Annotated in this window: 15 protein-coding genes; 14 read left to right on the top strand and 1 reads right to left on the bottom strand. The window is 40.1% G+C overall.

Going from position 1 to position 14,171, the window contains the following annotated elements:
- Positions 1-49 precede the first annotated feature (49 nt).
- Positions 50-1,303 (bottom strand): methionine adenosyltransferase, encoded by a 1,254-nt coding sequence (metK, locus tag B3E92_RS18360; RefSeq protein WP_286767456.1) that lies wholly within the window; start codon positions 1,301-1,303, stop codon positions 50-52.
- Between the two features lie 303 nt (positions 1,304-1,606).
- Here metK and B3E92_RS18355 point away from each other — a divergent pair, with 303 nt between their 5' ends.
- From B3E92_RS18355 to nuoF, 14 genes are all read left to right on the top strand, one after another.
- Positions 1,607-2,485, top strand: coding sequence for a diacylglycerol/lipid kinase family protein (locus B3E92_RS18355; protein WP_286734148.1), 879 nt, complete (start codon positions 1,607-1,609; stop codon positions 2,483-2,485).
- Between the two features lie 4 nt (positions 2,486-2,489).
- Positions 2,490-2,840 (top strand): translation initiation factor, encoded by a 351-nt coding sequence (locus tag B3E92_RS18350; RefSeq protein WP_286897841.1) that lies wholly within the window; start codon positions 2,490-2,492, stop codon positions 2,838-2,840.
- Positions 2,841-3,273: 433 nt separating this feature from the next.
- On the top strand, positions 3,274-4,098 hold the full coding sequence (locus B3E92_RS18345; RefSeq protein WP_075990316.1) for a MotA/TolQ/ExbB proton channel family protein: 825 nt from the start codon (positions 3,274-3,276) through the stop codon (positions 4,096-4,098).
- Positions 4,099-4,199: 101 nt separating this feature from the next.
- Positions 4,200-4,862, top strand: coding sequence for an ExbD/TolR family protein (locus tag B3E92_RS18340; RefSeq protein ID WP_112375110.1), 663 nt, complete (start codon positions 4,200-4,202; stop codon positions 4,860-4,862).
- 24 nt (positions 4,863-4,886) lie between these two features.
- Positions 4,887-5,444 (top strand): ExbD/TolR family protein, encoded by a 558-nt coding sequence (locus tag B3E92_RS18335; RefSeq protein ID WP_075990314.1) that lies wholly within the window; start codon positions 4,887-4,889, stop codon positions 5,442-5,444.
- A 31-nt stretch (positions 5,445-5,475) separates the two neighbouring features.
- Positions 5,476-6,363 carry an energy transducer TonB gene (locus B3E92_RS18330; RefSeq protein WP_088163319.1) on the top strand — a complete coding sequence of 296 codons (888 nt, stop codon included), beginning with the start codon at positions 5,476-5,478 and terminating at the stop codon, positions 6,361-6,363.
- A 330-nt stretch (positions 6,364-6,693) separates the two neighbouring features.
- Positions 6,694-7,620: a PstS family phosphate ABC transporter substrate-binding protein gene (locus tag B3E92_RS18325; RefSeq protein ID WP_286897839.1), complete on the top strand. Its 927-nt coding sequence runs from the start codon at positions 6,694-6,696 to the stop codon at positions 7,618-7,620.
- A gap of 25 nt (positions 7,621-7,645) precedes the next feature.
- On the top strand, positions 7,646-9,445 hold the full coding sequence (locus B3E92_RS18320) for a tetratricopeptide repeat protein (RefSeq protein ID WP_286767459.1): 1,800 nt from the start codon (positions 7,646-7,648) through the stop codon (positions 9,443-9,445).
- Between the two features lie 118 nt (positions 9,446-9,563).
- Positions 9,564-9,938, top strand: a complete 375-nt coding sequence (locus B3E92_RS18315) for an NADH-quinone oxidoreductase subunit A (protein ID WP_070560967.1) — start codon at positions 9,564-9,566, stop codon at positions 9,936-9,938.
- A 61-nt stretch (positions 9,939-9,999) separates the two neighbouring features.
- Complete coding sequence (locus B3E92_RS18310) at positions 10,000-10,551, top strand: NADH-quinone oxidoreductase subunit B (RefSeq protein WP_070560969.1); 552 nt, start codon at positions 10,000-10,002, stop codon at positions 10,549-10,551.
- A complete protein-coding gene (locus B3E92_RS18305) occupies positions 10,552-11,049 on the top strand; it encodes an NADH-quinone oxidoreductase subunit C (RefSeq protein ID WP_070560971.1) in 498 nt (165 codons plus the stop codon).
- Between the two features lie 10 nt (positions 11,050-11,059).
- Entirely contained in the window at positions 11,060-12,295 is a 1,236-nt protein-coding gene (locus B3E92_RS18300; RefSeq protein ID WP_070560973.1) for an NADH-quinone oxidoreductase subunit D, read from the top strand.
- The gene (nuoE, locus tag B3E92_RS18295; RefSeq protein ID WP_286897836.1) at positions 12,288-12,809 is read left to right on the top strand and encodes a complex I 24 kDa subunit family protein; all 522 of its coding nucleotides are present in this window, start codon (positions 12,288-12,290) and stop codon (positions 12,807-12,809) included. The genes B3E92_RS18300 and nuoE overlap by 8 nt, the downstream gene beginning before the upstream one ends.
- Before the next feature lies 1 nt (position 12,810).
- Positions 12,811-14,166, top strand: a complete 1,356-nt coding sequence (gene nuoF / locus B3E92_RS18290) for an NADH-quinone oxidoreductase subunit NuoF (RefSeq protein ID WP_286897835.1) — start codon at positions 12,811-12,813, stop codon at positions 14,164-14,166.
- Positions 14,167-14,171 lie beyond the last annotated feature (5 nt).

The following is a 14,171-nucleotide window of genomic DNA, read 5'->3' as shown; positions in this document are numbered from 1 at the left end:
CAGTCCATTTTGAGACAGCCTCCATTCTATTTTGATGGACATCTGGCTCTTATAAACCAAACGCTTCTTTTACTTTGTCGATATAATCTAGTTTTTCCCAAGTGAACAGTTCAACTTCGACTTGCTTTTTCTCGCCTGTTGAGCTTTCGAACTCTTTTGTTACTTTTCTTGGTGTTCTTCCCATGTGTCCATAGGCTGCAGTTTCTGAATAAATGGGATTTCTCAGCCCCAAACGGGTTTCAATTCCGTATGGCGTCATGTCAAATAAGTCGGCTATTTTTTCCGCAATCTGGCCATCTGTCAAATTTACCTTGCTCGTTCCATAGGTATTTACATAGATTCCCATCGGATCTTTTACACCTATTGCATAGGAAATCTGTACGAGAATTTCATCTGCAACACCTGCTGCTACCAGGTTTTTAGCTATATGGCGCGTTGCATATGCAGCGGAACGGTCTACCTTAGATGGATCTTTTCCTGAGAAAGCACCACCACCATGGGCGCCTCGACCACCGTAGGTATCGACAATGATCTTGCGACCAGTAAGTCCTGTATCTCCATGAGGTCCACCGATAACAAATTTTCCAGTCGGATTGATATGAAACTTAATTTCATCGTTAAATAACAACTGAAGTTCTGGTTTCAATTGCGCCTTAACACGTGGAATTAAGATCGTTTTGATATCATGTGTAATTTTATCCAACATGACTTGTTCAGTAGCGAAGTCGTCATGTTGTGTTGAGATTACGATTGCTTCAATTCTTTTCGGCTTGTGATCATCACTATACTCAAGTGTCACCTGAGATTTTGCGTCCGGGCGCAAATACTTGATTTCGTTATTTTCGCGACGCAGCTCGGCCAATTCATAAAGCAGGCGATGCGATAAGTCCAATGCCAAAGGCATAAAATTTTCGGTTTCGTTATTGGCATAACCGAACATGATACCTTGGTCACCCGCACCCTGCTCCTGTCTTGTCTTGCGGTCCACTCCTTGATTAATATCAGCAGATTGCTCGTGAATAGCCGAAAGGACGCCACAAGAGTTTGCCTCGAACATATACTCAGATTTGGTATAGCCAATCTTTTGGATCACCGAACGGGCTATTTTTTGGACATCAAGGTATATGTTTGATTTAACCTCGCCGGCAAGAACTACTTGCCCAGTCGTTACTAGCGTTTCAATAGCGACGCGAGAATCCTCGTCCCATGCTAAAAAATTGTCTATTAATGCATCTGAAATTTGATCCGCAATTTTGTCTGGATGCCCTTCAGAAACAGATTCTGACGTAAATAAATAAGCCATGCTTTACGTAATTTTTAATATTGGATTTGCGCTAGAATGAAATAACAGCAAAGTGATAAGAGCCGTGATAGCGAGGGGTTTTTAGCACTTTTTTACTGTGGTTGCAATCTCCTTGTCGTTGCTTGTAACGCAACAGCACGCAAATCAGTCCACATTCTATTTTTTGTGCGACAAAGCTACGATACTTTGTGGATTATTTAAAATCAAATTTATATTTTAACTTTTAAAAGTATGGGGAAGTGCGGTAATTCGTATAAAGATTACATTATTTTAAGAAATTGGTAATTTCCGCTATCTTTGGATATGTCAGAACGTAAACAAATATTGTTTGTTATTAATCCTATTTCGGGAGGGAAAAATAAAACTTCCTTTAAAAAGCAGGTGCTGGATGTGCTTGATCTACAGAAGTTTGATCCTACTTTCCAACAAACGGCGAGACCGAACCATGCTTATGAAATTGGGCTGAAAGCGATCAAAGAAGGCTATGATGCAGTCATCGCTGTCGGTGGTGATGGGACGATCAATGAATTAGGATCCGCTTTGGTCGGATCTGGAATTCCATTGGGGATTATTCCTGAAGGCTCTGGCAACGGCCTGGCGCTCTACTTGGGAGTTCCAATGAATGAGGCTGCAGCTATCCGTCGGATTAATCGTTTTGAATCAATAGAAGTGGATTGTGGAGTAATTAATGATAGACGCTTTTTTAATATCGCTGGCTTGGGTTTTGATGCATCCGTAAGTGAAAATTTTGCTAATGAAAATATTCGTGGACCTTTGGGGTATATGAAGTCCGTTTTTAATGTGCTCAGTAAATACCAACCGGCACATTATAAATTGACAATTGATGGAAAGGTGTACGAAAGGCAGGCCTTTATGATCAGTGTGGCGAACTCTCCCCAATATGGTAATAATGCTTATATAGCACCGCAGGCTTCGGTTAACGATGGCATTTTAGATGTCTGTATCGTGCACAAGTTTCCACTTTATATTTTGCCAAAGATGATTTTCCATCTTTTTAATAAATCGGCGGATCAATCCAGTTATGTCGAGATTATTCCGGGGAAGAATATACAGATTGAGATTGATAAGGTGTCCCCGGTTCATGTGGATGGGGAGCCGATTGAACTTGGCGATAAATTGGATATTTCTATTATGCCAAAAGCATTAAAGATAATTTGTTAAGATCATGAGTAAAAATAAGAAACAGTCCTATGAGGGCGTTGTATATTCAACAGATGACAGCTTCAGCTATCAGCTGGCTGATTTTTTTCAGGAAGCAGATACGTTACCTGTAAATCAGCAAAACTTAAAAGTGCAGCTTGACCGAAAAATGCGGAAGGGGAAAGTTGTTACGTTGGTTACGGGGTTTGTTGGAAAAGCGGAAGACTTGGAGAATTTAGGTAAATTGTTGAAAACAAAGTGCGGAGTGGGGGGAACAGTGAAGGATGGGGAGATCATCATTCAGGGAGAGTTTAAACAAAAGATCTATGATTTGTTACTTAAAGAGGGGTATCGCGTAAAATTAGTTGGTGGTTAAACAAGTATATGAGGGATAATCTTGGTAAATCTAATGAATTGTTTATTAGGCAAGTATGCTTTGAGTGTAGGATGTCTAGTTGTTCAGAAACATGAGTAATCACTTACTTTTTGTCGTTTAAAATCCTTGATTTTTTTGCATATCAAAAAAAAAATGGCTTTCATTGTAAAATAATTATTGCGAATAAGCGATTTAGCATAGAGTAATAATGATTATATAACGGGAACTGCTGAGAAAAATAACACGGATTAATGGTGTGTTCAGTTTGAAAAAACAAATTTGATTTTTTTTATATATTTGAGATGAATATTTTAAATTTGACATTAAATATTAAATTTGCTTTGCAAAATTGGTTTCAAAAGCGAATAAGAGTGCATATAATTTAAACAACATTATATATTTAAACAACAGTAAAAAACTAAAAATTAGAAAAATGGCAAACGCACCTAAAACTGCTGCAAAACAAGAGAGCAACAACGGAGGATCTTTCTTTGCTCAAGCTGCAATCATCATCTGTTTCATCGTGGGTTTCTGTGTATGGAAATTTGTGATGGGCAATCCAACTAACTTCGTTGACAACAATCCTGAAAATGCTCCAAATCCAGGTAACTACTTAGGAATGGTTTACCATGCTGGGGCTATCGTACCTGTTTTGCTTGGTTTATTCTTGATGGTATGGGTTTTCTCCGTAGAACGTTTTATCGTTATTAACAAAGCTTCTGGTAATGGTAACGTAGGAAACTTCGTTCGTAAAATTCAAACATTGATTAATGGTGGAAACATCGATTCAGCTATCGCTGAGTGTGACAAACAAAAAGGTTCAGTAGCAAATGTTGTAAAAGCTGGTTTATTGAAATACAAATCAGTATCTGCAGATCCTGAAGTAAACACTGAAAAAGCTGCTATTGCAATTCAAAAAGAAATCGAAGAAACTACAGCATTAGAAATGCCAATGTTAGAGAAAAACTTAAACGTTATCGCTACATTAGTTTCTATCGGTACATTATGTGGTCTATTGGGTACGGTAACAGGTATGATCAAAGCCTTCTCGGCATTAGCAACAGGTGGTGCTCCAGATTCAGCTAAATTGGCAAATGGTATCTCTGAGGCCTTGATCAATACAGCAACTGGTATCGCGACTTCAACATTCGCTATTGTATTGTATAATATCTTTACTGCAAAAATCGATAAATTAACTTACTCTATCGACGAAGCTGGTTTCTCAATCGTACAAACATACGCTGCAAACCACAAATAAGAACTATGATGAAAGTTTTTGATTTTATTTTATGGAAATCAAAAATCAAAAGCATCATAGGATAGAAGATTGAGTTTTTAATTTAAAAAGAAGAATTTAAAATGGGTAAAGCAAAAGTAAAAAGAGCCAGTACGTCGATCGACATGACAGCGATGTGTGACGTATCGTTCTTACTGCTTACGTTCTTCGTCTTAACGGCGACTGCGCGCCAACCGGAAGCATTGACGGTGGATACCCCAGCATCGACTACAAAAGATAAGTTACCTGATTCAAATGTAGGTATGATCACAATAGGCGATCAAGGTAAAGTTTTCTTCGGTACGACTGATCAACAGGTTCGCGTAAAAGCACTAGAAAGAATGTCAGCAAAATATGGCGTTGGCTTTTCACAAGAAGATTATGATCGTTTCAAATTGATGGAAAACTTTGGTGTACCAATGTCTAAATTGAAAGGATTATTAGCTCTGGATGGAAGTAAGCGTACGGAAAAAGGTGTGCAAACTGGTATCCCGGTTGATAGTACAGAGAATACTTCAAATGAGTTGTATTACTGGGTTCAAAATGCCCGTCTTGCAGCTGAGGAAGTAAATAAGGAAAAAGAAGCATCTGATAAAAACTTCGTGCATCCAGGACCTTTAAAGATGGCTATCAAAGCAGATGCGAATGAAAAATATCCTTCGGTTAATTTAGTTATTGAAACGTTGCGCAATCAAAAGCAAAACAAATTTAGTTTCATAACAGGCATGCGTGCTGAGGAGAAATAATTGACGATTTAATAAGAACAAACAATGGCAGAATTAAATCAGGATAGTGGTAAAAAAGGCAAAGGCGGGAAAGTAAGATCCAAGAAGAATGGCGGTAAGGTCGACCTTACAGCGATGGTGGATTTGGCGTTCTTGTTGATTACCTTCTTCATGTTGACCACGTCCTTAAATAAACCGCAAGCGATGGATGTGGCTATGCCAGACAAAAATAAAATTAAGGAGCAACAAAGCGATGAATTGCTTACAGCAGATAATCGTTCTCTTACAATTTTATTGGGTTCTGACAATAAAGTCTCTTGGGTATATGGTCAAGTTGCTCGTCCGATCGAAGGTCCTACTGTCGCTGGTTACGGTGCAGATGGGATTCGTAAGGTTTTGATGGAGAAAAAGGCATATGTACCTCGCGTTTCAGGCGGTAAAGACATGATCGTAATCATAAGACCGAGTGATAAATGTACACAACGTAATCTGGTTGACATTCTTGACGAGATGAAAATTGTAGACGTAAAACGCTATATGATCGGAAAGATTACTCCAGAGGAAGTGGACGTGTTAAAACGTGACAATATCTATAATGATTAGTTATTAGATTGACACAAAAAACTAAAATAATATGATAGGGTCAAAATTAGATATTTTTAAGAAAGAATGGCTTGACGTCGTTTTTCAAGGCCGCAATAAGGAGTACGGAGCTTATGAGCTTCGTAAGCTAGCGCCTAAAGCGACTAACAGGGGACTTCTTGTCGTTATCGGCATTGTAGTCATAGCCAGTTTCCTTAGTGTTTATGGAAGTAAGCTGTTCCCGAAGAAAGCCGTTGAGGCTCCTCCTGCAGTAACTGAAGTTACTTTGGAAGACCTTGAAGAAATCAAACCACCAGAGCCTGAAGAAGAGGAGCCGCTTCCACAAGAACCGGAAGAAAAACCTCAACAAGTGGCTATGGATGTACCGAAAGAAGATTTGGTTCGTTTCCCTGAACCTAAAGTAGCTCCTGCAAACAAAGTTGTGGAAGAAGTTGCTTCTCAGGAAGAGTTGAAAGATCCAAATAAAACTCCAGCGCGTATTACTTTGAAAGGTAGCCCGACTGGTACTTCTGTTGCACGTGGTGAATTTGGTTCGAAGAAACAAGATGGCGCAATCACTGGTGCTGCAAAAGGCGATCCAAATGGTAATGGAGATGAAATTCTTCCATTTAATGCCATCGAGGTTCAGCCAATGCCTGTAGGCGGTATGCAAGCATTTATGTCTTGGGTAGGTTCAAACTACGAGTATCCAGCTGCGGCAACTGAAAATGGTGTAAATGGTGTCGTTGAGGTATCTTTCGTTGTAGAAAAAGATGGTAGCTTAACAGACATCAATATCAAACGCGATTTGAAATATGGTACTGGTGATGCAGCCGTAAGGTTGCTTAAGAAAGCGAAGAAATGGAAACCTGGTATTCAAAATGGTCGTCCAGTTCGTGTAGCGTACACTTTACCAATTCGATTGAACCTTCAAAATTAGAATGACAAATTTTAATTCGAATAATAGTTCAAATTATAGACAGAAATCGCCTCTGAAGCGGTTTCTGTCTATTTTGGGACTATTTATGTTTGGCTTTTATTTTGTTTTGGGCCTTTTGATTATATTCTGGGACAATTTTCCCATTGAGATTAATCCAACCTACAAAACAATCTTTGGTGTCGTATTGATCCTGTATTCTTTTATGCGATTTGTACGGCTTTGGCAAAATAATTTTTAATTAACTGCCCTCTTCTTTTTGGCTACAACCAATTCTCTCTTCAAAAATTAAACTATTTTTTAATTAAACTGTCTTATTTTATGATGTATCATATGAGAAAATATAAAATGGTTCTTGTGATGCTTGGCATCTGTATGGGCATTTTAGTTTCCTGCAAAAATAAAACAAAGCAAGCGAAAGAGGGCGATGATATTTTAACAGGTAAGCTGCCCGTTATTGTGGATCAAACGTTGTTGCCTATTATCCAAGAATCTGCGGATGTGTTTGAGAGCTCTTATCCAAATTCGAGTTTGGAGCTTATTGCTCGTCCTGAAATTAAAGCGGTGAATGCATTGCTTGGCGATTCGGCCTATGTGGTTGTTTTGACGCGCAAGCTGACAAATGAGGAAGATAGCTACTTTAAAAAGCGAGGGATTCAACCTAAAATATTCCAAATGGCGTCGGATGCCGTTGTATTGATCAATAATCGTAACAGTGCTGATACTATAATGCCTCAAAAAGACGTTAAGTCTTTGTTGGAAGGTAACTTAGCAGGACAACGACTGATCTTTGACAATGCCAATTCAAGCACACTGCGCTATTTGAAAGATTATTTTAAATTGAACAAAATCGATCCGAAAGCTGTTTCTGCTTTGAAAGATAGTGAGGATGTAATGAAATATGTGAGCGAGAATGCGAATACGGTGGGCGTTATTGGTTATAATTGGTATTTAAAAGCTGTAGAAAAAAATTCGAATTTATTGGATAAAATTCGTACATTGAGCATCGAAAGTGTTGGTAAGGAGGGCGAAAAGGTCAGTTTTTATAGACCATCCCAATCGACTATCGCCGACGGCTTATATCCTTTTATAAGACCTGTCTACATTATGAACTATCAGCCGAATATGGGCTTAGGTTTAGGCTTCAGTGCCTTTTTGACAGGAGATCGTGGACAACGTATTGTATTGAAAGCTGGATTGGTTCCTGCTACAATGCCTGGACGAGAGATCATTATTAGAGATGAAAGTTATATTAAATAGATAATAAATAGTACAAAAATAGATTATGACAAACAGTAAATTATTATTTAGTCTTTTATTGGCGGGATCTGTGGGCACAGTAAGTGCACAAAGTTTGAAAGATGCTAGAGCAGCCATCGAGGCTGAAAATTATGGTAAAGCGAAAACTATCCTTCAACAGTTAGTGACTAAGCAACCTAAGAATGGAGATAATTATTTCTATTTGGGTCAAATTTATTTGGTAAACGACAGAGCGGATTCTGCCGCTGCGATTTTCAACCAAGGTTTGGCTGCTGATCCAAAGGCTACAATCAACAATGTAGGTTTGGGCTATGTTGACTTAATGAAAAAGGATAAAGCGAGCGCTGAATCTAAATTCGCTTTGGCAACCGCAAAATTAGGTAAGAAAGATTATGAACCATTATTGGAAATCGGTCGTGCATATATAAAAACGCCTGAGCCCGATTATGCGAAAGCTTTGGAATATTTAACGCAAGCGAAAGAAAAAAACAAAAAAGATGTTGCAATTCCTATCGCATTAGGTGATGCATACCGTGGTTTAAAAGAAGGTTCATTGGCCTATACAAGCTATGGTGAAGCGACTGATATCGATCCAAATTCAGTACAAGCGAAAGTTGGACAGGCTGTGATCGTACGTGGTGCACAAGCTTTTGATGAAGCTATCACACAATTGGAAGCTATTGCAGCAGAGACTCCGGCTTACGCACCTACTTATCGTGAGTTGGCTGAAACATACAATCAATGGTCAAGATTACCGGGTACTTCTGATGAGAAATATGTTGAGTTAAATAAAAAAGGTGTTGAGCAATACAAAAAATATCTAGAAGTTGCGGGTGATAATTCATTGGAAGCTAAAATCCGCTACGCTGATTTCTTAGTTTATGCACGTCAATACGACGATTTGAAAGTGGTTTCTGAGGAATTAGCTAAAAATCCTTCTGTAGATCCAAAGATCTACCGTTATTTGGGTTATATCGCCTTCCAAAAAGCGAAAGATTATCCAAAAGCGTTGGATTACTTAAACCAGATGTTCAGCAAAATGGAAAAGGACCGTGTAATTCCATTGGATTATATGTACCTAGGAATGTCTGAAATTGCGGCTAACAGTCCAAAACATGCCGCTGGCGGGGCGGATAGCACAGCAGCCGCGGCTCCGGTATTGACAGCAGAAAATACAGCAAATATTCAAAAAGGTATCGCTGATATTAAGAAAGCAATTGATTTGGACAAAGAGCTCTTGGGTGAAACAGCCGAGTTGGCTTTTGCTAAATATCAGGAGCAAGAATTGCAGACAGCGGCCTCTCTATTCGAGCTAGTTGCTTCTTACAAAGACAATAAAACATATTTGTATGATGCAAATTACTATGCTGGAGAAGCTTACTATCAAATTGGTGCTAAAGAAGATGCCGGTAGTAAAAACGAAGAGCAAGTTGTCGTTAATCAAGAATTGAGAGACAAAGCAATTGCCGATTTGCAAAAATCACAGACTTTCTTATCCGTTATTGAAACGACAGACAATAAAGAAGCACAGGATAAATATCTGATCAATGCGCTTTATTACAAGGCTTTTGCAGCTTTAACTGCGGACAATCTGGAGCAGCCTAAAGGTGATTTCGTAGCATCCTTCCAAAAATTGATTGAAACAATCAATCAACGTGGTGCGCAAGAGAAAAATAAAAATTATTTAATCGATGCGAATACCTATATCGGTCTTTACTATTATGTGAAGCAAGATCTTCCTAAAGCGAAGGAGAGCTTCCAAAAAGTATTGGCAATAGATCCAACGAATGAAGCTGTTAAAGGCTATTTACAAGGGATCAAATAGGCTTAAGTAAAATCATTCTAAATTAGGCGCAGATAGTAATATCTGCGCCTTTTTTGTTTTGTTTTTTACCTTGGAATCTCTATATTTAGAGACAGTTACCAATATAAATTGAATTGAGATGGAGCAAGCCAATAGTATGCCGATAGACTACTTGCCTATATTTATACAGCTTCTAGTTGCTGTAGGATTTGGAGTAAGTACCATAATTATTACACATCTTATCGGGCCAAAGGTCCGTACTGAAAACAAGCTTGGGGCTTTTGAGTCGGGGATTGAAGTTGTCGGAAATGCCAGGCAGCCTTTCTCTATCAAGTATTTCTTGGTGGCTATCCTGTTTGTGATTTTTGATGTTGAAGTCATTTTCATGTACCCGTGGGCTGTAAACTTCCGGGAGATGGGATTACAAGGCTTGATTGAGATGTTTATTTTCATGGGACTGCTCTTGTTGGGCTTTATCTATGTGATCAAGAAGAAAGCATTGAATTGGGACTAAACGTCCCGTTGGTCGTTGGCTCTTTGAGTCAATGATACTTAAACCTATAAATCGACTTTTCATGAGTGATATAAAATTGGCAGAAGCTCCTCCGGGAGTAGAAGGCGCAGGTTTTTTTGCGACAAGTTTGGATAAAGCCATTGGCTTGGCCCGAGCCAACTCTTTATGGCCTTTGCCGTTCGCCACATCCTGCTGTGGTATCGAGTTTATGGCAACGATGGGCTCTACTTACGATTTGGCCAGATTTGGCGCTGAACGTCCTAGTTTCTCGCCCCGTCAGGCAGATATGCTTTTGGTGATGGGGACAATCGCTAAAAAAATGGCGCCTGTATTAAGACAAGTATATATACAGATGGCCGAGCCGCGCTGGGTAATCGCTGTAGGAGCTTGCGCATCGAGTGGTGGTATTTTCGATACGTATTCTGTTCTACAAGGAATAGACGAAATCATACCGGTTGATGTGTACGTGCCTGGTTGTCCTCCCCGCCCGGAAGCAATTTTGGATGGTGTATTGCGTCTGCAGGATATTGTAAAAAATGAATCATTGAACCGGAGAAATACGCCCGAATACAAAGCGCTGCTTGAGAAGTACGGAATACATACAAATAAATAGATGATGGAAAACAGTTTTTTATTGGATAAGCTCCAAGGAAATTTTCCGGGAAAGATTAACGAAATTCAAGATGCACACAGTCTATTGACCATTGTTGTTGATATGGAAGATGTGATTGATGTACTTCGTTTCTTAAAATCGAATAACGAATTGCAGTTTATTCATCTCACGGATATTACGGCGGTACATTATCCACATTTAGAAAAGGAGTTTGCTGTAGTTTACCATATTCAAAGTCTCGTTCATAATATCCGAATCCGCGTGAAGGTCTTTTTGCATGGACCAAATCCTGAGATTCCAACGGCAACAGTCGTTTGGAGAGGTGCAAATTGGATGGAACGTGAAACCTTCGATTTTTTTGGTGTCAATTTTATAGGACATCCCGATTTGAGAAGAATTTTGAATGTAGATGATATGGAGGTGTTTCCAATGCGTAAGGAATATCCTTTAGAGGATCCAAATCGCGTAGATAAGAAAGATTTGTATTTCGGCCGTTAATTTATACGATATGAGCGAATTTATAAGCAAGATAACAGCTAATCAGCCTGTCTTTGATGATAATGATCCACAGGATGAGTTGATTACCCTAAATATTGGTCCCACACATCCGGCTACGCACGGTGTATTTCAGAATGTCGTGCAAATCGATGGTGAACGGATTGTTAGCGGAGTTTCCACGATTGGCTATATTCACCGTGCATTTGAGAAAATTGCTGAACATCGGCCTTTTTATCAAATTACGCCTTTGACCGATCGTCTAAATTATTGCTCGTCTCCAATCAATAATATGGGCTGGCATATGACCGTTGAAAAACTACTCAAGATCGAGATTCCTAAGCGGGTGCAGTATATGCGTGTTATCGTCATGGAGCTTGCCCGTATTGCAGATCATATTATTTGTAATGGTATTTTGGGGGTAGATACGGGGGCTTTTTCGGGCTTTTTGTATGTGATGCAGGAGCGTGAATTTATCTACGAAATCTTTGAAGAAATCTGTGGCGCTCGCCTGACAACGAACATTGGTCGTATTGGAGGCTTCGAACGTGATTTCAATGCTATAGCCTTTGAGAAAATACGTGAATTTCTAAAACGCTATCCGCCGGTATTGCAAGAGTTTGAAGAGTTGTTTGTTCGTAACCGTATTTTTATTGAGCGGACTTCAGGCGTTGCTGCTGTAACAGCAGAAGATGCACTGGATTATAGCTGGTCTGGCCCTATTTTACGGGCGACAGGTGTAGATTACGATGTGCGGGTACAGAATCCTTATTGCTCATATGAAGAATTTGATTTCGACGTACCTGTTGGCACGACAGGCGATGTATATGACCGTTTCATGGTTCGAAATGCCGAAATGTGGCAATCACTTCGCATTATAGAGCAGGCATTAGCGAAAATTGAGAAAGAGCCTAAAGGTGTCTTCCATGCAGAGGTGCCTGATTTCTATTTACCACCGAAAGAGCAGGTGTATACCAATATGGAAGCTTTAATCTACCATTTTAAAATCGTCATGGGTGAGGTGGACACACCGAAAGCCGAAGTCTATCATGCGGTCGAAGGGGCAAATGGTGAACTTGGTTTTTATCTGATTCATGACGGTGGACGGTCACCTTATCGTCTTCACTTTAGAAGACCTTCTTTTGTCAATTATCAAATGTTCGCGCCAATGAGTGCAGGAATGCTGATTTCAGATGCCATTATAAATATGAGTAGTCTTAACGTTATAGCCGGAGAATTAGATGCTTAGTGTAAAACAACATAATGAAAACGTAAACTTTTCTCCAGAATTGTTAGCCAAGTTTGGAGAAGTGGTAAGCCGTTACCCCGAAGGAAAGCAAAAATCAGGCTTATTGCCCATTTTACATCTGGTTCAGGCGGAATATGGCTGGGTAAGCGCAGATGCGATGGATAAGGTTGCTGTTTACCTGAATATATTGCCTATTGAGGTGTATGAGGTGGCAACCTTCTATACCATGTTCCTGTTGCAACCTAAAGGAAAATATGTACTGGAGATTTGTCGTACCGGACCTTGTTGTTTGGTCGGTGCAGAGCGTATCATGGGGCATTTAGAGCAAAAGCTCTGCGTAAAGGAAGGTGAGGTCACCGCTGACGGGCTTTTCTCTTGGCGGGGTGTAGAATGTTTGGCCGCCTGTGGTTTTGGACCAGTCTTACAGATCGGCCCTGAATATACATTCTATGAGAATCTGACAGAAGATAAAGTCGACGAATTGATTGATAATTTAAAAGCTAAAACAGAATAATATGGCACGTAAACTTTTGTTGACTCATATCGATGTTCCTGGCATCAATACCTTTGAGGTCTATCGACAAAAAGGTGGTTATGTTGCTGTTGAAAAAGTAGTAAAGACAATGTCTCCTGAGGATGTTGTTGAAGAGGTTAAGAAGTCTGGATTACGTGGACGTGGGGGAGCTGGTTTTCCTACGGGCATGAAATGGTCCTTTTTGGCTAAACCTGAAGGGGTGCCACGCTATTTGGTCTGTAATGCCGACGAGTCTGAACCAGGAACATTCAAAGACCGTTATTTGATGACGCACATCCCACATGCGCTCATTGAGGGAATGATTGTATCCAGCTTCGCCTTAGGAGCTCATACATCGTATATCTATGTGCGTGGAGAGATGATGCCGCAAATCAGAATTCTGGAGCGTGCCATTGCTGAAGCCAAGGAAAAAGGTTTTTTGGGTAAAAATATTTTAGGCTCGGGCTATGATCTGGAGATTTATGTTCAACCGGGAGGTGGAGCGTATATCTGTGGTGAGGAAACAGCTTTATTAGAATCTTTAGAAGGTAAACGGGGTAATCCGCGTATTAAACCGCCTTTTCCAGCGATAGCAGGTTTATATAACTGCCCGACAGTGGTGAATAATGTGGAGTCTATTGCAACCACAGTGCCCATTATCAATTTGGGCGGTGAAGAATATGCTAAAATCGGCGTGGATCGTAGTACCGGGACAAAATTAATTTCCGCTAGCGGAAATATTGTAAAACCAGGGGTCTATGAGATCGAACTCGGTCTGCCTGTGGAAGAGTTTATTTACTCGGATGAATATTGTGGTGGTATTGCCAATGGGAAACGAATGAAAGCTGTCGTAGCTGGAGGCTCTTCGGTTCCAATCCTACCCGCTAACTTGATCTTGAAAACTGCGGCAGGAAATAGCCGGCTGATGACTTATGAGTCATTGGCGGATGGTGGTTTCCAAACAGGGACAATGCTCGGGTCGGGTGGTTTCATCGTATTTGATGAGGATCAGTGCGTGGTGCGTAATACCTGGAATTTTGCGCGTTTTTATCATCATGAAAGCTGTGGGCAGTGCTCGCCTTGTCGTGAAGGAACGGGTTGGATGGAGAAGGTGCTGCATAAGATCGAGAGTGGTCACGGCTCGATGTCAGACATTGATTTGCTGTGGGATGTGCAGCGAAAAATTGAAGGGAATACAATTTGTCCATTAGGGGATGCGGCAGCATGGCCTGTGGCAGCAGCAATAAGACATTTTAGGGATGAATTTGAATGGCATATTCTTCATCCGGAAGAGTCACAAACACGGAATTATGGACTGGCACATTATGCTGATCCTTTACAACCAATAGTATCATAATAGAA

The organism is Sphingobacterium sp. UBA6317 (assembly GCF_002440385.1).
Classification (GTDB): Bacteria; Bacteroidota; Bacteroidia; order Sphingobacteriales; family Sphingobacteriaceae; genus Sphingobacterium; species Sphingobacterium multivorum.
The sequence above is the reverse complement of the archived record's forward strand: the minus strand, read 5'-3'. Positions and strand labels throughout refer to the sequence as shown.